This window comes from Paenibacillus sp. FSL W8-0426 (genome assembly GCF_037969725.1).
Lineage (GTDB): Bacteria > Bacillota > Bacilli > Paenibacillales > Paenibacillaceae > Paenibacillus > Paenibacillus hubeiensis.
In genome coordinates this window covers 1946028-1965674 of sequence record NZ_CP150203.1, presented here as the reverse complement: position 1 = coordinate 1965674, position 19647 = coordinate 1946028, and the positions used below count along the sequence as shown (strand labels likewise).

General features: G+C 50.7%; 19 protein-coding genes. 6 read left to right on the top strand and 13 right to left on the bottom strand.

Features of this window, described 5'->3' with window-relative positions:
• Window positions 1-77: 77 nt before the first annotated feature.
• Window positions 78-1049: a Gfo/Idh/MocA family oxidoreductase gene (locus MKY59_RS09020; RefSeq protein ID WP_339277169.1), complete on the bottom strand. Its 972-nt coding sequence runs from the start codon at window positions 1047-1049 to the stop codon at window positions 78-80.
• A 408-nt stretch (window positions 1050-1457) separates the two neighbouring features.
• Here MKY59_RS09020 and MKY59_RS09015 point away from each other — a divergent pair, with 408 nt between their 5' ends.
• The 4 genes from MKY59_RS09015 (at window position 1458) to MKY59_RS09000 (ending at window position 5051) form a co-directional block, all read left to right on the top strand.
• Window positions 1458-3095, top strand: a complete 1638-nt coding sequence (locus tag MKY59_RS09015; protein ID WP_339277168.1) for a thiamine pyrophosphate-binding protein — start codon at window positions 1458-1460, stop codon at window positions 3093-3095.
• Window positions 3096-3106: 11 nt separating this feature from the next.
• A complete protein-coding gene (locus tag MKY59_RS09010; RefSeq protein WP_339277166.1) occupies window positions 3107-3475 on the top strand; it encodes a carboxymuconolactone decarboxylase family protein in 369 nt (122 codons plus the stop codon).
• Between the two features lie 174 nt (window positions 3476-3649).
• Window positions 3650-4000: a hypothetical protein gene (locus MKY59_RS09005; RefSeq protein ID WP_236421172.1), complete on the top strand. Its 351-nt coding sequence runs from the start codon at window positions 3650-3652 to the stop codon at window positions 3998-4000.
• 58 nt (window positions 4001-4058) lie between these two features.
• On the top strand, window positions 4059-5051 hold the full coding sequence (locus MKY59_RS09000) for a 3-oxoacyl-[acyl-carrier-protein] synthase III C-terminal domain-containing protein (RefSeq protein ID WP_339277165.1): 993 nt from the start codon (window positions 4059-4061) through the stop codon (window positions 5049-5051).
• A gap of 146 nt (window positions 5052-5197) precedes the next feature.
• Here MKY59_RS09000 and MKY59_RS08995 read toward each other — a convergent pair whose 3' ends face one another.
• The 7 genes from MKY59_RS08995 to MKY59_RS08965 form a co-directional block, all read right to left on the bottom strand.
• Complete coding sequence (locus MKY59_RS08995) at window positions 5198-5767, bottom strand: manganese catalase family protein (protein WP_236421170.1); 570 nt, start codon at window positions 5765-5767, stop codon at window positions 5198-5200.
• 232 nt (window positions 5768-5999) lie between these two features.
• Window positions 6000-6275 (bottom strand): spore coat protein CotJB, encoded by a 276-nt coding sequence (locus tag MKY59_RS08990; RefSeq protein ID WP_236421169.1) that lies wholly within the window; start codon window positions 6273-6275, stop codon window positions 6000-6002.
• Window positions 6265-6504 carry a spore coat associated protein CotJA gene (locus tag MKY59_RS08985; RefSeq protein ID WP_290371506.1) on the bottom strand — a complete coding sequence of 80 codons (240 nt, stop codon included), beginning with the start codon at window positions 6502-6504 and terminating at the stop codon, window positions 6265-6267. The genes MKY59_RS08990 and MKY59_RS08985 overlap by 11 nt, the downstream gene beginning before the upstream one ends.
• A gap of 273 nt (window positions 6505-6777) precedes the next feature.
• Window positions 6778-8163, bottom strand: a complete 1386-nt coding sequence (locus MKY59_RS08980) for a hemolysin family protein (protein WP_339277163.1) — start codon at window positions 8161-8163, stop codon at window positions 6778-6780.
• A 48-nt stretch (window positions 8164-8211) separates the two neighbouring features.
• A complete protein-coding gene (gene yfkAB / locus MKY59_RS08975) occupies window positions 8212-9351 on the bottom strand; it encodes a radical SAM/CxCxxxxC motif protein YfkAB (protein WP_236421167.1) in 1140 nt (379 codons plus the stop codon).
• A gap of 213 nt (window positions 9352-9564) precedes the next feature.
• Complete coding sequence (locus MKY59_RS08970) at window positions 9565-10647, bottom strand: HD-GYP domain-containing protein (protein WP_339278359.1); 1083 nt, start codon at window positions 10645-10647, stop codon at window positions 9565-9567.
• 104 nt (window positions 10648-10751) lie between these two features.
• Window positions 10752-12182, bottom strand: a complete 1431-nt coding sequence (locus MKY59_RS08965) for a bifunctional UDP-sugar hydrolase/5'-nucleotidase (RefSeq protein WP_339278358.1) — start codon at window positions 12180-12182, stop codon at window positions 10752-10754.
• A 119-nt stretch (window positions 12183-12301) separates the two neighbouring features.
• Between MKY59_RS08965 and MKY59_RS08960 the strand changes: the two genes are divergently transcribed.
• Together MKY59_RS08960 and MKY59_RS08955 are read left to right on the top strand one after the other, a co-directional pair.
• Window positions 12302-13057, top strand: coding sequence for a molybdenum cofactor biosynthesis protein MoaE (locus tag MKY59_RS08960; protein ID WP_339277162.1), 756 nt, complete (start codon window positions 12302-12304; stop codon window positions 13055-13057).
• Window positions 13058-13173: 116 nt separating this feature from the next.
• Window positions 13174-14223, top strand: coding sequence for an HD-GYP domain-containing protein (locus MKY59_RS08955; RefSeq protein WP_236421166.1), 1050 nt, complete (start codon window positions 13174-13176; stop codon window positions 14221-14223).
• A 147-nt stretch (window positions 14224-14370) separates the two neighbouring features.
• Here the strand turns inward: MKY59_RS08955 and MKY59_RS08950 are convergent, their stop codons facing one another.
• The 5 genes from MKY59_RS08950 to sufD all read right to left on the bottom strand — a co-directional run bounded on the left by MKY59_RS08950 (window position 14371) and on the right by sufD (window position 19641).
• The gene (locus MKY59_RS08950) at window positions 14371-15093 is read right to left on the bottom strand and encodes a M23 family metallopeptidase (RefSeq protein ID WP_339277160.1); all 723 of its coding nucleotides are present in this window, start codon (window positions 15091-15093) and stop codon (window positions 14371-14373) included.
• 187 nt (window positions 15094-15280) lie between these two features.
• On the bottom strand, window positions 15281-16678 hold the full coding sequence (sufB, locus tag MKY59_RS08945; RefSeq protein WP_339277159.1) for a Fe-S cluster assembly protein SufB: 1398 nt from the start codon (window positions 16676-16678) through the stop codon (window positions 15281-15283).
• A gap of 20 nt (window positions 16679-16698) precedes the next feature.
• Window positions 16699-17130 (bottom strand): Fe-S cluster assembly sulfur transfer protein SufU, encoded by a 432-nt coding sequence (gene sufU / locus MKY59_RS08940; RefSeq protein ID WP_236421164.1) that lies wholly within the window; start codon window positions 17128-17130, stop codon window positions 16699-16701.
• Window positions 17120-18340, bottom strand: coding sequence for a cysteine desulfurase (locus MKY59_RS08935; protein WP_339277158.1), 1221 nt, complete (start codon window positions 18338-18340; stop codon window positions 17120-17122). The genes sufU and MKY59_RS08935 overlap by 11 nt, the downstream gene beginning before the upstream one ends.
• Window positions 18337-19641: a Fe-S cluster assembly protein SufD gene (gene sufD / locus MKY59_RS08930; protein ID WP_236421162.1), complete on the bottom strand. Its 1305-nt coding sequence runs from the start codon at window positions 19639-19641 to the stop codon at window positions 18337-18339. The genes MKY59_RS08935 and sufD overlap by 4 nt, the downstream gene beginning before the upstream one ends.
• Between the last annotated feature and the right edge of the window lie 6 nt (window positions 19642-19647).

The following is a 19647-nucleotide window of genomic DNA, read 5'->3' as shown; positions in this document are numbered from 1 at the left end:
AAAGGTTCACCAATGTAAACTTGAGCTGTTTTGCAAACCATCGACGAATCGCCGTACCCTGCAACATTGGCCGGAAATCAGGAAAGCTTCGGACTACGCAGCGCTTCCAGCACAAGCTGGGCCCGGTAACCGTCGTTGAAATCATAGATTCTGCCGGGCTTGCCTTGAAGGCGCGCAATCACATGTTTCAGCACAGGCAGCTCGCTCATGGATTCCGGGGTCTCGATGGGCATAAGCGGTTCGCCAATGGCCCCGCCCATCAACTCCTCCCAGTTTTCCAAAGCCAGCGTCCCTTCCGCTCCATATACGATCATAGAGACACGTTCCTCGCCCGAAAAATGGGAGATGCCTTTCAGCTCAACCCGTGTCCCGTCATCCAGTCGCATATCCGCATGCACCTCTCGCTCACATCCAAGGGTATCTTCGGGATAATCCACTTCGCTTCGAAGGACGGTGATGCTGCCAAACACATTCTGGATGACGTGGATCCAATGAATGCCGACTTCCAGAATAAAGCCGCCCTGCTCGCGCCCCGTAATCCACTCATTCTGCTGCCAGCTCCGCGGCCATTGCGGAAATTGCAGAATCAGTTCGATTTTGCGGATTGAACCAATCGTTCTCTGGTCCAACAGCTGCTGCAGTTTCAGGACGGCCGGCTCGTGGGGCATGGAGAAATGCACGGCGTGCATCACCCCAGCGCTTTCCGCTGCGGCTAACATTTCAGCCGCCTCCTGGGCGCTGTTCGCCAGAGGCTTCTCGCAGAATACCGGGATTTTGCGCTGCAGCGCTTCCATAACGACCTGGTAATGAACCTTGGGCGGAACCGCAACGTACAACAGATCGATCTGGCATTCGTCCAATAGTGCCTTAAAATTTGTATATATACTCGCTCCCGGGTAGGAATCCGCAAAAGCACGCAGCCCCGCCTCGTCCGTATCGCATGCAGCCACGATTTCGATCGAAGCGCCAAGGTCATTTCGACCAGCCTGCTCAAGCATGTGATTTCCCATTTTGCCCAAGCCGATCATCGCCATTCTAATTGTTGTCATCCCACTTCACTCCAATCAGACTCCAGTATACCAGAAATGTAGGAAACATGGCTTTATTGCATAAATGAACACAGAAATGCGAACATGCGAAGCATGCTCCGCCAAACAACCATATTATGATATTTTTCGATTTTATTTTACATAAAAACTATTAATTATAATTTCTCAAAATAGAAAGACAGGCTTATGCGACTATTTATTTTTTCCAGCAGCCATAAGGCATAAACCGTTTACAACTTTAGATTCAGGAAAATTTACCCACAAAACAAGTTGACAAAAAACCACAAAAAAAGCTACTCTTCCTATTAACAAAGGATTTTTCCTTTCATATCTTCATCACGACGATCATTTGAACACAGAACACACCCTTTGGGTCTATCAACCTATTTGCGAAGCGAGGTGTTTCACATGACAACCGTAGCAGATATTTTGGCGAAAACTCTTTATGATTTGGGCGTTACCCACTTTTTTGGAATTATCGGAAAATCCATATGCCCGGCTGCTCTGAAAATGGTGGATTACGGACTTGAAATGATCCCCGGCAGACACGAATCCAGCTCGGGTTTCGCAGCTGCCGGTTACGCCCTTCAGACAGGCAAACTCGGCGTTGCCTTTGCCACTTCGGGACCTGGCGGCACCAACCTGCTTACAGCTGCTGCACATGCCAAGGCAAATAACCTGCCTGTGCTGTTCATTACCGGCCACCAATCTATACAGGAATTAGGAATCCCCCAATGCCAAGATTCCTCGTCCTATCTCGCCGACCTGGCAGAGATGTTCCGACCTGCAACGCTCTTCAGCAAGCTTGTGGAACGCGGCGACCATTTCGGCACGCTGCTGAACCATGCCCTATCCATTGCACTTGGTCCTAATAAAGGGCCTGTCCACTTATGTCTTCCATTTGATGTACAGACCGAACGCTTGAACGACTGCCGCATTGTCCTGCCGGAACACGAACCATTGCTCAGCGTATCCAATCTGAATCGCGTACTTCCGCTGCTGCAGCAATCCGAGCGGCCGCTGATCATTGCCGGAAAAGGCGTTAACCGGGCAAGGGCACACGATGAACTGGTGCATTTCGCCGAAACGTTCAACATCCCTGTCGTGACCTCGCCTGGCGGAAAAGGCGCAATCGCCTGGGACCACCCGCTCTACCACGGCCCATGCGGCGTTGGCGGCGTTCCCCATGCTGACGAAATGCTGAACCGGAGCGATCTGTTCATCGTGCTTGGTTCACGCTTGAGCGACATGACGATATGCAATCTCAAGCGCGAAAACCACCCTGCTCATCTGATTCAATTCGATACGGATCCGACATTCATCGGTAAAATCCTCGACTCGCATACCTTACATATCACCGGTGATCTGCAAGACAGTCTGCAGTTTTTGCTGGGCACGATATCCGGACACCCGATTCCGAAACCAAAAGAACAACCGCTTCCCCCTGACTACACATTGCCTTTGCCGGAACTGACCGGGCTGTCCCTTGCTTCCATATTGGAGAATATGAGCGACCTTCTCCCCTATGATCATATGCTGTTTGTTGACGACGGAAGTCACGGTTTCCATGCGGTTCAACGTTATAAAGTGAAGAAACCGGGAAGCTTTGTCTTTGATGCTTATTTTGCCTGCATGGGCAACGCCATCGGCATGGCCATTGGCGCAAAAGCGGCCGCGCGCCAGGAAACGATCGTCTGCATTACAGGGGATGGCTGCTTCATGATGCTGGGTACCGAAATTCATACCGCGGTCTGCAACCAGCTTCCCGTCATTTTCATCGTCGTGAACAATAAACAACTGGACATGGCTTTAAAAGGCATGCAAAAAACGACCGGGCGAATCGATGGCACGTTGTACGAAGTCCCCATGGATGCAGCCAAGTTTGCCGAATCGCTGGGTGCGGCGGCATATCGGGCCGAGACCCAAGCGGAGTTCGCTACCGCCTTGCAATCTGCCCAGCGTCTGCAGCAGGTCGCTGTCATTGAGCTTCTGACGGATCGCGATGAGATTCCGCCTACGGCTCACCGCACGCTGAATTTGGACTAGGAGGACAAAGCATGAACGAACAGGTGAATCAAGGGTTGGAGCGCTTCGCCAAGCTGTCCGGAAATTATGGAGCCAAAGCGCTTGCTCCCATTAAAGAGCATTTTCCCGAGCTTTCCGAATTTATTATGGGTACAGCTTACGGCGACATTTTTCAACGGACCACAATCAGCGAGCAATGGAAGGAAGTCGCCATCATCTCTTCGCTCATTACGCAAGGACAATACGAACAGCTGGGGGTCCATTATGCGATGGCCCTTCAGGTTGGCGTGACGGTGGACGAGCTTAAAGGCGTACTGCTGCATCTTGCGCCATGCGTAGGAGCTCCGCGCATTATCAGCGCATTTAATGTTTTGTTGGCTACGCTGGAGGAAATCCAATGATTCACTTTTCTACATTTATATACACGATTCGACTTTATTATTGATCTTTTAACATGGCCGCCTTTATAATATGGTTAAATTATCCTGACCTATGATATGGGTACTCAACGTATTGTTACGACCAGTCATTTTGTCTGCAGGGTAGCTTAACTCATTTTGAAGGAGAGAACGATTATGGGAAGTTTTATTCTGAAACCCGATGTATCCAAAAAGCTGTTAAACATTGAATTGGAGGGTTCTTTCTCCGAAGAGGACGGGCTGCGCTCGATCTCGGCATATCAGGACACGGTTGCAAAGCTCACTCCGGCGGAATACGAATTGCACATCGATTGCAAAAAGCTGAACGTCACTGCACCGGAAATTGTCCCCCTTCTGGAAGGCTGCTTGGCCATGTTTAAAAAGGACGGCTTCAAAAAGGTTATTCTGACGCTCGAAAACAATGCCATTCTGAAAATGCAGCTATCCCGTCTCGGACGCACCGTTGGTCTGGACAATCTAGAAATCATATCGACCGTTACTTCTTAAACACTCAATAAATCAGGCGGAACCATCTGGTGTCATCTATCCGCGGGAGGAGATTAACATGGCCGGAATTCGTATCGTAGACATCGATATCTATCATCCAGCAAACAAGGTGGGCAATGCGTTTTACATTGATCATTTTGATGCAAGGGGTGTGGATATTCGCGGATTGTTAAAAGCACTGGGTCGCGATCAGCGTTACAAAATCGACAACGAGGATGAAAACTCGCTCAGCATGGCTTTTGAAGCCGCCAGCAACGTGCTGGAGAAAACCGGGCTGTCCGGCGCCGATATCGATCTTATCGCTTACGCAAGTCAAACGCCGGAGTACATTTTCCCTACGAATTCCTTGATGATTCATCGCCTGATCAACGGAGCTTCCCATACCATCTGCATCGACAGCAATGCCAACTGTGCCGGAATGACCGCGGCCTTTGAACAGGTGAGCCGCCAGATGCTGGGCAACCCGCGCATACGACGGGCACTGATCATCGGCTCCGATTATGTCGCTCCTCATGCAAGCCCGGATGATCCGGTCTATTTCGCCAACTTCGGGGAAGCCGCGGCAGCCGTCATCGTCGAACGTGACGAGCATGCTGTCGGTTTTATCGATTCCATCTATCAGACGGATACTTGCGTGTACAACAACTCCCTGTTTCCGGCAGAAGGCTTGGCCAAGCTTGGCCAAACAGGAGTGGATGCAGGCGCGCTTCATGTCAAGTTCATTCCGTTCGACGACTCCATCTGCGTGGATGCCGCTTCCGAATCCATTATTACCATGCTGTCACGCAATGAAATCGGCGTAGACGAGATCAAAGCGGCCTGCTTCTCGCAGCTTTCCATCGCCAACATCCGCGCCGTTTCCAAAAACATCGGAATCTCCGATGATGTTGCCGTATATATCGGCGATGAGTTCGGATACACCTCGACCAGCAGTCCATTTATCGCCTTTCATCGGGCCATTACGTCAGGCCAGATCCAGCGCGGCGACAAGGTTCTGTTCTGGACGGTCGGCGCAGGGTGGCAAAATGTTGCCATGGTGGTGGAATACTGAAAAGGGTTGGCCCATTCGGCCGACACGGCCGCACGGCCAGCATATCACGAGAAAGCCCTCCTATATGATCCATGGAGGGCTTTATGTTGTGCATATGAGTCATTTTTGCCATGATGGGAATCGCAAACGGCATTCGGCCGCAGACGCTAAAATATTTTTTTCGTTTCCCGGTCATCCTTCAACATTTCCACGGCCTCGCGGAACCTCAATGAATGCACGATTTCCCGCTCCCGCAAAAACTTGAGGCTGTCCTGCAAATCCACGTCATCCGTCATGTCGATCAGCCATTGATATGTAGCCCGCGCTTTCTCTTCTGCTGCAATATCCTCGTAGAGGTCGGCAATGGGATCACCTTTTGCCTGGATATAGGTTGCGGTGAACGGCACGCCGGCGGCATTGCTGTAGAACAGCGCCCGGTCGTGATTGACATAATGCGCGTCCAGCCCGGCTTTCTCCAGCTCTTCGACGGTAACATCCTTGGTGAGCTTGTAAACCATCGTGGCAATCATTTCCAGATGCGCGAATTCCTCTGTCGCGATATCGTTAAGCAGACCAATGACTTTATCCGGAATCGTATACCGCTGGTTCATGTATCGGAGCGCTGCAGCCAGCTCTCCATCCGCCCCGCCATATTGCTCCATGAGCAGCTTTGCCATATGGGGATCGCATTTGCTTACCCGCACGGGATACTGCAGCTTTTTTTCATAGATAAACATGCAATACGCCTCCTTTTACCGTTCAAAGTGGTTCCTTGCTCCCGTTCCGCTTCAGGGCCGCTACGTTTTCATTTCTTCAGAACATGTGTATGTCGTATGGCAAATGGCTAGAAGCAGCAACTCAACTTGGCGATGCGAAGGCACCTCAACCGATGGAAGAAAATCGTTGAAGTGCCTTTTTTCATGGTCCGCAAAACAGCCCATACGATGCAGCAGCCGATCCGGGCATCGATTATACCTGCCAAGGCCAGGGAGACTGGGACCATTCCCAGGGGTATTTGGAAAATGAATTGCCGAAGTTCTGCAGCGGGCCGTACAACTGCTGGAATTCATGGGCAACCCGCATCCGCTCCTGCGCAAATTTGTTGAATTGCTCGATGCTTTGATAATCCCCGGGATGCGTATCCAAATAGAGCGTCAGCTCTACCAGCACAAAATCCAAGGCCTGAAGCTCTTCAAGCAGCTCATAATATTTCAGGTCGCCAGCCTTCGGTTTGTCAGCATCCATCCCCCTTCACCTCGCTTTCCACAAACTTTTTCGACGTGTACGGACTGTACAGCGCAGGCCACAACGTGCCTGCTCTCAATGCCTCGGACGGACTGAACTGGGGCCACCCCATGGGCTGAAACGGAATAAACAGCTGGGGCGGGACAAGATAGGTTCGAATCTCCATCGGTTTGCATGGGTCAAACGGTCCAATAAACGGCCTGTATGCGCGAATCTGAGGATCAATCAAAGAAACTCGCCTCCCTTAATAAACACGATTCTTAGGCACAACGCTATATGCCGAATCCGTTGCGTCACTATAACCTTATGTCGTTACGGACCAAGTTAATCCGAATTTTATTAAGGGTTGAGATTTGGAGATACCGGAATTTTGTCCTGTCGCCTGGATGCGTAAAAGTAAAAAAGACCTTTGGCTTGTTGCCTCCATGCGCAACAGCCAAAGGTCCAAATATGTTCATAAGGTATGCCGCAAGCAAGTAGAGTCCGTGTAACGTTGCACCCTTCAATTCAAGGAATCTCCCGGTGGCGACGGCCTTTGCCCCGCCAAACCTTGATCCGCAAGCTGTCCTTTGGATTGCAGATCCTTATATATCCTCACTCTCGTAATGCGCAGACGCGTAGACTCTTCCACTTCAAATACGTAATCGTCCAGTTTCTTGGCCTTTCCTTTAGACGGGCTCCCTTCAAGCTCTTTGAACAGCCAGCCCCCGATCGTGTCCACTTCATCATCTTCGATCGCCGAACCTGTCCACTCGTTCACTTCTTCAATCAGGCAGCGGCCGTCCACGGAAAAGATACCGTCCTTGCGCTCCACATCCGGACGTTCATCCTCGAACTCGTCATACAGTTCGCCGACAATTTCCTCCAAAATCTCCTCCGCAGTCAATAGTCCAGCCGTGCCTCCATACTCGTCAACAACAAGCGTCATCTGGGAGTGCTTACTCTGCATCAAACGTAATACATGGCTGATTTCCATCGATTCGGGCACATTCAGGATCGGTCTGACGAGCGAAGCCAAATCCTGCTGCCGTTCAGGTTCGGCCAATAGCAGGTCCGTGATATGGATGAATCCGATGATTTGGTCCTTGTCTTCCAAGGCAACCGGATAGCGGGAATGCTTCGTTTCGTTAATGATTTTCAGGTTGTCTTCAAGCGGCAAATTCGCGTAAAGACAGTGCATGTCCGTTCGCGGCAGCATGACCTCGCGGGCGAGCATGTCCGAGAAATCAAAAATGTTGTCCATCAATTTGATCTCATCCTTGTCGATCACGCCGCTCTTGGCGCTCTGTTTCATCAGAATTCGAAGCTCGTCTTCGGAATGGACCTCGCTTTCGCTCGCCGGTTCTATGCCGACCAAGCGCAGCAATGCGTTGGCCGACGCATTCAATACCCAAATGAACGGGAAAAACACCTTATAGAATATGAGCAAAGGCGCCGACAACAGCATCGCGATGCCGTCCGTTTTTTGAATCGCCAGCGACTTGGGAGCAAGCTCTCCGAGAACGATGTGCAAAAAAGTAATGATACAAAAGCCGACGATGACGGAAACCGTCGAGATCAATGCGGTATCCGTGATGCCGAGCTTGCTCATCAACGGTTGTACGAGCAGCTCGGAAATGGCCGGCTCACCGAGCCATCCAAGCCCGAGGGATGTCAGCGTGATGCCGAATTGCGTTGCAGACAAATACGCGTCCAGCTTGCTGTTGACTTTGAGCGCGTAGCCTGCAAGCCGATGCCCCTCGGTCAGAAGTTGTGTCAGCCGGGTCTGCCTCACCTTGACGAGCGAAAATTCAGCTGCCACGAACACGCCGTTCAAAAAAACGAGCATGAACACGCAAAACAGATTAAACAGCAGCTGTCCGAAATGAAATTCCGTATGAATATCCAAGTCGAAGCTCCCCTTTATGATCTATTTGCAGGAATTAAACCTGGATTCCTAACGCAGAATGGCTTTTCGGGATTTGAAATCGATCCCTTTATAATACATGTCTGCCACAAGCAGATTCGGTCCGCAGCAGGAAGCCTCATCGCAGAAACAGTTGACGGTTTGGTTTAGCGGATGTTCCGCAGACCATTCATGGAAGATGTCGTCCAGCTTCCGGTCCTGCACATTGCCGAAGGCGGGAATGTCTGCGAAGTCGGTAACGTATACGTTCCCTGTAAACATGTTGACATTGACGCGATTCCTCCCGTCAGGGTCATTGCGGACCGTCACATTGGGCTCGCTGCGCAGGCGGCTGATCAACTTACGATCCTCCTCCGATGCACTGCAAGCAAAAAACGGCAATGTGCCAAACAGCATCCACATGTCCTTGTCACGCACATCCAGCAATCGGTGAATGGCTGCTCTCATATGTTCCAGAGAAAGGACTGGCAACGAAGACGCGAAATTGGAATTGTACATCGGATGCACTTCATGGCGGACGCAGCCCATTTCGCGAATCAGTTGATGAATGCCTTCCAGTTTCTCATGCGTGCGGAAGTTAATCATCGATTCGGCGGAAATGAACATGCCTGCCTCACTCAGCTTGCGCGAGTTTTCAATCATTTTCTCGTACATTTTCACAGCAACCTCGCGTTTAACCGGTCTGTTGCTGTTGGCAAAACCAACCTGATGAAAATCGTCTGCATTCAAATAATTGAATGAAATATGCATGACATCCAAGTAAGGAAGCAATTTCTCGTATCGGCCGATGTCCAGCGTCAAATTGGAATTGATCTGGGAACGGATGCCGCGTTCCTTCGCATACTTCAGCAAAGGAATAATCATCTCGTCCACCGTCTTCTGGCTGAAGCTGGGCTCTCCGCCCGTCAAGCTGATCGTTTGCAGGTGTTCGACTTCATCCAGCCGTTTCAGCATAAGGGAGATGGGCATGGACGGCGCTTCCCGCATCGTCAGCATATCTCCTACCGCGCAGTGTTCGCAGCGCATATTGCAAAGATGGGTTACGGTCATTTCTACGCTGGTCAGTACATGACGGCCATATTTACGAAGTGAGACGATCGGGTCCCACGGATCATTTGCAGGCGATAACGGCAAGATTGATTCTGGCGCTCCTGAGTTTAGCATGGTCATTGTTCTTCACCTTATTCCTTTTCTTAACCTAAAAAGTTCGATTCATATCATATCCCATCTGTATCTTATGGGAATTACCTTTAATCATAGCACAATTTTGCGGGCTTCGGGATGAAGGCCTCTGTCCATTACATGACAAAAACGCCCGGCAATTCCAGGCATGCCTGCCCTGGATATTGCATCTGAGCGCCTCCGAATCGCATATGTGAGCAATTAGGAAAATTCATTGCAGTCCAGTTGGGGCGGGATCTTTTCCGCTCCTTCTACACCGGTAATCATTACCGACAGCGCTGTAGTAAGATCGATCTCATACGGCTGAGCCAGCATCTGCCCATCGGCATCTTTCAACACCCTGATCCGCGGGCGCTGCGGGATGCGCGGATGAATCGCGGACACTACCCCGACTTCGCCCGTACTGAGCATAACGGATATACCGATCGGGTAAATGGCCACGCAATCGCGAAATTTTGCCAGCATCCATTGTTCGTAGAGCGTTCCCGAACCCGTGTATAACACTTCAACCGCCTGATGGGGCAGCAAGGCCTGCTGGTACACCCGGTTGCTTGTCATCGCATCATAAGAATCGGCGAGTGCCAGCCATTTGGCATACTCATGAATCTCGTTTCCTTTCAAACCGAAAGGATAACCGCTACCATCAATCCGTTCATGATGCTGCAGTGCGCAATGGGCGGCCAGAAGCGGGATTCCGGGTTCATCTTTCAGAATGCGGTGTCCATATGTAGTGTGCTGCTGAACGATTTTGAACTCCTCATCACTCAATCTGGCAGGCTTATGCAGAATTTCTGCCGGAACCTGGGTTTTTCCGATATCGTGCAGCAGTGCGCCAAGCCCGATCTCCGTCAGCTGATGCCTTGTATACCCCGAAGCCACACCCAGTACCAGGGTATAGACACATACATTGAGAGAATGATTGTATAGATCAAAATCGCTCGTGTTCATGTCCATCAGCATGATCATCGCTTCCTTCTGGCCGCCGATATCGTCCAGAATTGAATCCATCAAACCGCTGAACGCTTTGCCGAAATGCGGCATCCGGCTCTTTGTTTTGACCGTCGACATGTTCTGGAACTGCTTTCTGATCTCCACCAGGGCCCTGCGCCTCGTGTCTTCTTGCAGCATGTCGGGAACGATAATGTCGTCCGTGGCCGCGTCCTTGATATATACATAGCCGATCCCCAACTCTTTGAGGCGTGCAATCAAGCGACTGGTTAATTCGACCCCCTCACTAAGCAAGACCAAACCTTCTTCACTAAATATTCGTTTTCCCAGCTTCATGCCAGGCTGCAATAGGTTTATATGTACCAGACGCACAGCCTATCCTCTCCCGCTCCGTAGATGTAATTGCCAACAGCCGCCGTTATAGCAGAAGGCAAGTCTCGTTAAATATGTTGCCAGCGGGTTCGCAAACATTCGTCCAGCGCCCCTGGTCTTTTCAGTTCCGTTTCAATCAAATCGCGTATGAATTCGGGAAGACGGTACCTCGTCTCTGTTCCTTGGGCGAGGGAGGGATACCCTACATTAAACGTAAACATGTCCAAGGTCCCTATCACGATTTCCTCTTCGCCGCCAAGCGGTTCCCCGTCCAGGGAGATCGAACGGATCCGTTCATATGGACCACCATCAGGGTCAAAAGTGATCTCTAATCCGTCCACGCATAACGTGCCAAGAATATTCCCGCGGAACCCGAATCCGATAATCGGCTTGTCCGTGTACTCAGGCAGCAGACACTGCTCCAAAGCCTCCCGGAGATGACGGCCTTTTAACACTATTGTACAAGCATTGATCGGAGATGGACATAGGGAATGCAACATTCCTTTCGTAATGTCGCCTGAAGGCAAATCACCCAGCAGTTGGCCCGCGTTGACTACCGAAACCCGCGCGCCGGTGAAGCGGCGCACGGCTTGGGCCAGCAGATTGGCAAAGGGGGATTCGTGCACGTAATCGATGGCTAGCGTCCTGTCGCTAATAACCGCGGTCTGCCGAAGCGCTTCATTGGCAGCCATCCGGTCCGTTTCGATCGCGAGCACCACCTTTTCCTCCAGCAGCGATCTGTCGAGCGGAACGCAGCCGCCGTGCACCAAAACCGGCCTTCTCGATTCCGCTTTGCGTTCGAGCACCATTTTACCCAGCCACTGACCGAATTTCCCGCCAGCTCCGAGCGCCGTCCCACCAATGATCAAAGGCTCCTCCAACACGTGATGGGTATGTCCGCCCAAAATGAGATCGATGCTATCCGTCTGCTCGGCCAGCCTGCGGTCCGTGGACAGTCCCAAATGGGACAGCACGATGACGACATCCACCTCGGGACGAATCGCCTCGGCCTGTTTACGAAGCGTTTCCACCGGGTCCAACACATCCCAGCCAAGCAATTCGTAAAAGGACGTAAACGGCGCCGTAGCACCTAATAGGCCGATTCTGAAACCGCCCTTATCCACGATCAGGGAGGGCTTCATCCAGGCAGGAGGGAGGCCCGTCCGTTGATCCAGAACGTTTCCGCATACGACCGGACACTGCAAACCCGAATAGGACTTGGCCAGCTGCTCCGGCGTAAAAGTCAAACCTTCGTTGTTGCCAATCGTAATGACGTCATATCCCGTCAGATTGATCACGTCGACGTTCGCCGACCCCAGTGTTCCTTCCGTTTCCACCGCCATGCGATCCATGTGGTCCCCTATATCCAAAACCAAAAAGGCTCCGGCTTCGCGCCGTTCCCGTTCAATCATAGCGGCGATGGAACTCATGGAATCAAAATGACTGTGAATGTCGTTGGTATGAAGTATCGTTAATCGCTCATTTTCCATCAGGCTCATCCTTCCGCCAATTATAGGTCTTGACATGCGTATATTCCTCTAATAGATAAGCATAACATTTTCGGCGTCGTTATGATATATTGAAAGGGTTTAGAGATCAAAAAGAGGTGAACTCCAGCATGAAATTGAAAATTCAGTTATTTGCAGGCATTGCCGAACGAATCGGCACGTCTGTCCTTGAACATGACTATCCCGGGGAACAGCCCACGGCTGCCTCGTTAAAAGAAAGCCTTGCCCTCGCCTATCCTGAGGCGGCTGCGCAAATCCGCTCCGCTTTTCTGGCCGTCAATCAGCAGTATGCCCCGGCGAGTGCAGCAATCCAGGCTCAGGATGAGCTTGCATTGATTCCGCCTGTATCCGGAGGAGACGGCTCCGATGCATCGCCTGACCAGCCCGCCATCACCGCCGCCGAGCACCGGACGCCGGATGGCATGTACATGATCACTTCCTCCCCTTTATCCGTCGAAGCCACGACCAGACTGGTGATCACCGCAAACCATGGAGCAACGCTGACTTTCGTCGGCACGACGCGTGAAATGACGGGAGAACAACGAACGGTTCATCTGGAATACGAAGCATATGTTCCGATGGCCTTATCTCAAATGGCGGCCATCGGAGCGGAAATTTCCGAACGCTGGCCTGGCGTGCAGTGTGCGATCAGCCATCGCATAGGTAAAGTGGATGTCGAGGAGATTAGCGTTGTCATTGCGGTGTCCTCTCCGCACCGCAGCGATTGTTATGATGCCAGCCGTTATGCGATCGAAAGGCTGAAGCAGGCCGTACCGATCTGGAAAAAAGAAATATGGGAAGATGGTGCTGAATGGAAAGGGCACCAACTAGGTCCATGGGACCCTACCAAAAACCTTGATAATTAGTCTTTCCATCTCTTGAAAGCTCACATGGATCAGTAAATAAGTCGTTGTCAACCCATTTTTTTCTTGTTATTATTACTATATGTGTCGATATAAGTCGAGGAAAAGGTGGTTTATACGTGAGAGTGCATGTTACTGATCTTAAACCTGGCGATCTGTTAAAAAGCGATGTATACAACAGTACAGGTCTCCACATGCTGATGAAAGGTTCCACACTCAGCGAAGACGATATTTTCAAATTGCTGCAACATGGAATCGATTATGCAGATGTAGAGCACACAGCATCCAACGAACACTCTGATGCACAAACCTTGCCTTCCGATCAAACCCGTCGGTTACAAACTCTGTTTGACGATACGATCAAAGGTACTGAAGTGTTATTCAAACAAGCGCTGGAGAAAGGGTTCATTGACGATGAGCAGGTGAATGAGATCGTCGTTCCCCTCACCACCCAACTGGAAAAACAAAAAGACGTTGTTTCCCTTCTCCTGATGCTGGATGGAGACAACGAATACACATATAACCATTCGCTGCAAGTAGGTATGCTATCATTCTACATCGCCTGCTGGATGGGATACGATCCGGATGAATGCCTTACCGTAGCCAAGGCAGGCTACCTGCATGACATCGGGAAATCAAAAATCCCTGCTGAAATTCTACATAAACCAGGCAAGCTGACTTACGAAGAATTCGAAGAGATGAAGAAACATACCTCTTATGGATATGAGATTATCAAGAAATCCACGCAAAGCGAAATTCTTGCTACCGTAGCGCTGCAGCATCATGAACGCGAGGATGGCAGCGGATATCCTTTGGGCCTGAAGGGGGATGAAATTCATCCGTACTCCCGCATCACGGCTGTGGCAGACGTATACAGCGCGATGACCACAAACAGGGTATATCAGACTAAACAGGAACTGATTTCAGTTCTGTGCGAGCTGTACAGCCTCAGTTTCGGACAACTGAATGGGGAAGCCACACAGGAATTAATCAAGCATATGCTTCCGAATTTTATCGGCAAGCGCGTCCTGCTCTCTACAGGAGAAAACGGCCTGATCGTCATGAATAATCCTGCCGATTACTTCCGGCCACTGGTTCAAACTTCCTCCGCTTTTATCGATTTGGCCAAGGAAAGGGATATTGCCATTGTTGAAATTTATACGAATTAATCGATGACCGTCCAGCAAAACGCTATAAAGGGAAGCCTGACCACAGGCTTCCCTTTTTTAAATCCACACTCGCAATCCGTCCCCTTCCTTCACACTTGCATACCACGCAGTCCATCGGATGAATTTAGGACGATTTTAGGACTCTACTTAGGCTGTTCCCCCATCAGACTGCGAAGTCACCGATAACCCTTTTTCTTTACGATACATGATCACCAGCATCCGCCAAAAATCATAACTGCCCGTCTCCGTCAGCATATATTTACGATAATAGTCATATGCGTCTTTTGCCCAGGCCGGACAGCTCATATTGGCTAACTTTTTCTGCTGCTCCACCCAAGCTGCCTGAGCATCCACCTTTTTCTGCAACGCCTCAAAGGCCAGCTTCTCTTCATTTGTCATGGGCGCATGCTCCTCCCCGTTCGTGCCGTATTCAGATTTCAAGTAGGCTTCCGGTTCCACTACACCGTCTTCACTAGCCGTATAGCCATAGGAAGGGGCGCTATTTTTGCGTATTTCGTAGTGAAGGTGAGGGCCCGTGCTCTGCCCGGTGCTTCCCTGATTGCCGATCCGCTGTCCACGTTTTACCTTTTGGCCTTTCCGTACGCCAATGCTGGACAAATGGGCATAACAATGCAGGTAGCCCCGATGGTCCTCCAACGCTACTGTAAGGCCGTAACCGCCGAATCCCGAACCAGTAGCCCCCTCGGCAGCAAAGCGCACAATGCCGTCCATAAATGCAAATACAGGCGCATTCCAAGGCACCTTGACCAAATCTATCCCCCGATGAAATGTCTGCCCTCCATGAAGAGGATGGATCCGATAGCCAAATGAACTTGTGACGCGGTATCCTTCGAATGGATTCATGCTCATGGAAATGGAATCACCATCCTTTTCGATTAGTAGATGCACATGTCCCACAATTTGACTGTGTTTTTGATCCTATTATACTCCCCATCTTCCTATGAAAAGCAAAAAAATAACAAAGTTATCCTGCCGATTTGAAACGCAAAAAAGAACCAAGGGATATCCCTTGGTCCTGTTGGATGCCAACGATCGATTAACCGATGCTGCCTTCCATCTCGAATTTGATCAAACGGTTCATCTCTACCGCGTATTCCATCGGCAGTTCTTTGGTGAACGGCTCGATAAAGCCCATGATAATCATTTGCGTCGCTTCCGCTTCGGTCAATCCGCGGCTCATCAGATAGAAGAGCTGATCCTCGGATACTTTGGATACCGTTGCTTCATGCTCCAGCACAATGTTATCGTTCATGATTTCGTTGTAAGGAATCGTATCGGATGTGGACTCATTGTCGAGAATGAGTGTATCACACTTGATGTTGGCTTTGGCGCCTTCAGCCTGACGGCCAAATGAAGCCAGTCCGCGATACGTTACTTTACCGCCATGTTTACTGATCGATTTGGATACGATCGTGGACGTTGTATCCGGTGCAAGGTGAATCATTTTCGCCCCTGCATCCTGATGTTGGTTTTTGCCTGCTACCGCGATGGACAGAACGGAACCTTTCGCTCCGCGGCCTTTCAATACAACCGCAGGATACTTCATGGTCAGTTTGGAACCGATGTTGCCATCGACCCATTCCATCGTTGCATTTTCTTCGGCAACCGCACGTTTGGTTACGAGGTTATAGATGTTTGGCGCCCAGTTTTGAATCGTTGTGTAACGAACGCGGGCATTTTTCTTACAGATGATCTCAACGACCGCACTGTGCAGCGAGTTGGTGCTGTAGATCGGAGCCGTACAGCCCTCAACATAGTGAACGAAGCTGTCTTCGTCCGCAATGATCAGCGTACGCTCGAATTGTCCCATATTTTCGGAGTTGATCCGGAAATAGGCTTGCAAAGGCACTTCGCATTTCACGCCTTTTGGAACGTAGATGAAGCTGCCTCCGGACCATACCGCACTATTCAATGCAGCAAATTTGTTGTCTGCCGGCGGAATGACCGTTGCGAAATATTCGCGCAAAATTTCTGGATGCTCTCTGAGCGCAGTGTCCGTATCCATGAAGATCACGCCTTGGTCTTCCAGTTCCTTTTGCATGTTATGGTATACAACCTCGGACTCGTACTGAGCGGATACCCCTGCCAGGAATTTTTGCTCTGCTTCAGGAATACCGAGTTTGTCGAACGTTTCCTTGATTTCGGAAGGTACCTCTTCCCATGTTTTCCCTTGTTTTTCGGAAGGACGAACATAGTATTGAATATCGTTGAAATCCAATTCGTCCAGATCTCCGCCCCATTTCGGCATTGGCATCTTTTCAAATTGTTTCAGAGCTTTCAAACGAAACTCCAGCATCCACTCCGGTTCGTTTTTGATCCGGGAAATTTCGGTGACGACTTCAGCCGTCAGACCTTTACCGGTTTGAAAGATGGATTTGTGTTCGTCGCGAAAACCATATTTGTACTCTTCCAATTCTGGTGCTTTTTTAGCCATCTTGCTCTACCTCCCTATCGTTATTGTACATTGTCCTCATCGTCAATTCCTTTGCGCAGTGCATTCCAGGCCAGAGTGGCACATTTGATGCGTGCAGGGAACTTGTTCACACCGGATAGGGCTTCGAGATCTTCATAATCGTCGAAATCAACTTCTTCCCCTTTCATCAGTGAGGAAAAACGGTTCGCCAGATCGAGCGCCTGCTCCATCGTTTTGCCTTGGATGGCTTCGGTCATCATCGACGCCGAAGACATGCTGATGGAACAGCCTTCTCCCGTGTATCTGGCCTCCTGAACGATTCCGTCCTTCAACATAAGCTGCAGTGAAATCCGGTCGCCGCAGGTTGGATTGTTCAAGTCCACCGTGACGGCTTCATTATCAAACGTTCCGCGGTTGCGCGGGTTTTTGTAGTGGTCCATTATGACTCGCCGGTACAGATCATCAAGTTGCATCGCCAAAATACTCCTTTGTCTGGATTAAGGCGCTGACAAGCCGGTCCACATCTTGTTCGGTATTATACAGATAAAAGCTGGCGCGAGCCGTCGCGCTGACCTGCAGCCAACGCATCAATGGCTGGCAGCAGTGGTGTCCGGCACGAATGGCGACTCCGCTGGCGTCAAGCACGGTTGCCACATCATGCGGGTGAACGTCGCCCAGATTGAAGGTAACGACTCCGACATGGCGTTTGGCAGGTCCATAGATGGTCAGTCCACCGATTTCAGACAGGCGTTCTGTGGCATACGCCGCCAGCACGCTCTCATGCCGGGCAATTTCGTCCATGCCGATCTGCTCCAGGAAGTCAATCGCAGCGCCAAGCCCTACTGCACCGGCAATAATCGGCGTACCGCCTTCGAACTTCCACGGCAGCTCTTTCCAGGTGGAATCGTAAAGACCGACATCGTCAATCATTTCACCGCCGAACTCGACGGGTTCCATGGACTCCAGCAGCGCCTTTTTGCCGTAAAGCGCACCAATTCCGGTAGGACCGCACATTTTGTGGCCGGAAAGCGCATAAAAATCACAGTCCAGATCCTGCACGTCAACCTTCATGTGCGGTGTGCTTTGCGCTCCGTCCACAACGATAACGGCACCGTTGCGATGCGCAATTTCGGCAATTTGTTTCACTGGATGGATGACACCCATCACATTGGATACATAAGCGATCGCGACAATTTTAGTATTGCCCGTGATCGTTTTCTCAACATCGGCCAGATCGATATTGCCGTCCGGCTGAAGCGGAATGTATTTCAACGTCGCTCCAGTTGCCTTGGCCACTTGCTGCCATGGAATCAGGTTGCTGTGGTGCTCCATCGCCGTAATCACGATTTCGTCGCCTTCCTTGCACACGGAGCGTGCATAGGAAGAAGCGACGATATTTAAAGCCGTCGTTGTGCCGCGGGTGAAAATGATCTCCTGCGTGCGACGGGCATTGATGAATTTGGCAACCTTCTCGCGAGCGCCTTCGTAGGCGTCCGTTGCCCGGCTTCCAAGCGTATGAACTCCGCGATGCACGTTGGAGTTCTCAAAATCATAATAATGCTTAATCGCATCGATAACCGACTGCGGTTTCTGCGACGTCGCCGCATTGTCCAGATATACGAGCGGGTGTCCGTTGATTTCCTGGTGGAGGATCGGGAACTGCTCGCGGATGGATGGGTTCATCGACCCAGCTTCCGTTCGATCAGGGATTGCAATTGGGTACGCAATGCTTCCAAAGGAATATCCGCCACCACCGGAGCTAGGAAGCCGATGATGATCAGGCGTTCCGCATCCGTACGGTTAATCCCGCGCGACATCAAGTAATGAACCTGCTCTGCATTGACTTGGCCTACCGAAGCAGCGTGACCTGCCGTTACGTCATCCTCATCGATCAGGAGGATCGGGTTAGCGTCTCCGCGTGCTTTCGGGCTCAGCATCAACACTTTCTCGGTTTGCTGTCCGTCCGCTTTGGTTGCGCCTTTTTCGATCTTCGTGATTCCGTTGATGATCGCCGAAGCTTCTTCGCGCATCACAGCGCGTGTGATCATTTGGGATGGTGTATTTTTACCGAAGTGACGTGCTTCGGTCGTGTAATTGATTTTTTGCGATCCCGAACCTACCGCGATTACTTTGGAATCGGAGTTCGAGCCATTGCCTTTAAGCACGCTCATCGTGTTGCTCGCCGTATCTCCATTGTTCATTTCCCCGACGATCCATTCGATCGTTGCGTCGTTCTCCAGAACAGCGCGGCGGAACGATACGTCCGTCACTTGGGCATCCATTTGATGGACTGTCGCATAACGCACTTTCGCGCCAGCTTTGGCGATGACTTCTACGACGCCGTTATGGAATACAGGTGCAGACAGCTCGCTCGAAACATAGTTATCCACGTAAGTAACGGAGCTGTTCGTATCCGCAACAACCAGCACGTGCGGCGCAAATGTGGCAGAAGCATCATCGGTCAATAAAACGGCTTGCAGAGGCACTTCGATTTCCACGTTTTTAGGAACATAAAGGAATACTCCACCGTTCCAAAGCGCTGCATGCAGCGCAGCAATCGAATGCTCATCGGCTTTGACAGCCGTATTCAGGTACGGTTTCACCAGGTTTTCATGTTCACGAGCCGCCGTAGCGAGATCCGTGAAAATAACACCTTTGGCCGCGAGCTCTTCCGACAGTTTCGCGTATACGTTGCCGGAATTGCGCTGGATGACCAGACCGCCTTCGTTTTGATCCTGTACCAGGTCTTTGATGCTCGCAGGAGCATCATCCAGGGAAGTCAGGGCTTCCGCTGCTTTATATGTTCCATATTCGCTGATATTCCAGCGTTCGATTTTTTGCTTTTCCAGTTTGGGAAGCGCGAGTTCGCCTGCAAGCTTCAGTGCTTCAAGACGCTGCTCAGTCAGCCAGCCGGGTTCTTGATTGCTTTCCGACAAGGCGCGAAGCGCTTCAGATTCAACCGGAAGAATGGTTTGTGTAGTCATGAAATT

Coding starts and splice junctions, on each gene's coding strand:
- MKY59_RS09020 (WP_339277169.1), bottom strand. CDS start 1,049: ATGACAACAATTAGAATGGCGATGATCGGCTTGGGCAAAATGGGAAAT.
- MKY59_RS09015 (WP_339277168.1), top strand. CDS start 1,458: ATGACAACCGTAGCAGATATTTTGGCGAAAACTCTTTATGATTTGGGC.
- MKY59_RS09010 (WP_339277166.1), top strand. CDS start 3,107: ATGAACGAACAGGTGAATCAAGGGTTGGAGCGCTTCGCCAAGCTGTCC.
- MKY59_RS09005 (WP_236421172.1), top strand. CDS start 3,650: ATGGGAAGTTTTATTCTGAAACCCGATGTATCCAAAAAGCTGTTAAAC.
- MKY59_RS09000 (WP_339277165.1), top strand. CDS start 4,059: ATGGCCGGAATTCGTATCGTAGACATCGATATCTATCATCCAGCAAAC.
- MKY59_RS08995 (WP_236421170.1), bottom strand. CDS start 5,767: ATGTTTATCTATGAAAAAAAGCTGCAGTATCCCGTGCGGGTAAGCAAA.
- MKY59_RS08990 (WP_236421169.1), bottom strand. CDS start 6,275: ATGGATGCTGACAAACCGAAGGCTGGCGACCTGAAATATTATGAGCTG.
- yfkAB (WP_236421167.1), bottom strand. CDS start 9,351: ATGACCATGCTAAACTCAGGAGCGCCAGAATCAATCTTGCCGTTATCG.
- MKY59_RS08970 (WP_339278359.1), bottom strand. CDS start 10,647: ATGAAGCTGGGAAAACGAATATTTAGTGAAGAAGGTTTGGTCTTGCTT.
- MKY59_RS08965 (WP_339278358.1), bottom strand. CDS start 12,182: ATGAGCCTGATGGAAAATGAGCGATTAACGATACTTCATACCAACGAC.
- MKY59_RS08960 (WP_339277162.1), top strand. CDS start 12,302: ATGAAATTGAAAATTCAGTTATTTGCAGGCATTGCCGAACGAATCGGC.
- MKY59_RS08950 (WP_339277160.1), bottom strand. CDS start 15,093: ATGAGCATGAATCCATTCGAAGGATACCGCGTCACAAGTTCATTTGGC.
- sufB (WP_339277159.1), bottom strand. CDS start 16,678: ATGGCTAAAAAAGCACCAGAATTGGAAGAGTACAAATATGGTTTTCGC.
- sufU (WP_236421164.1), bottom strand. CDS start 17,130: ATGCAACTTGATGATCTGTACCGGCGAGTCATAATGGACCACTACAAA.
- MKY59_RS08935 (WP_339277158.1), bottom strand. CDS start 18,340: ATGAACCCATCCATCCGCGAGCAGTTCCCGATCCTCCACCAGGAAATC.
- sufD (WP_236421162.1), bottom strand. CDS start 19,641: ATGACTACACAAACCATTCTTCCGGTTGAATCTGAAGCGCTTCGCGCC.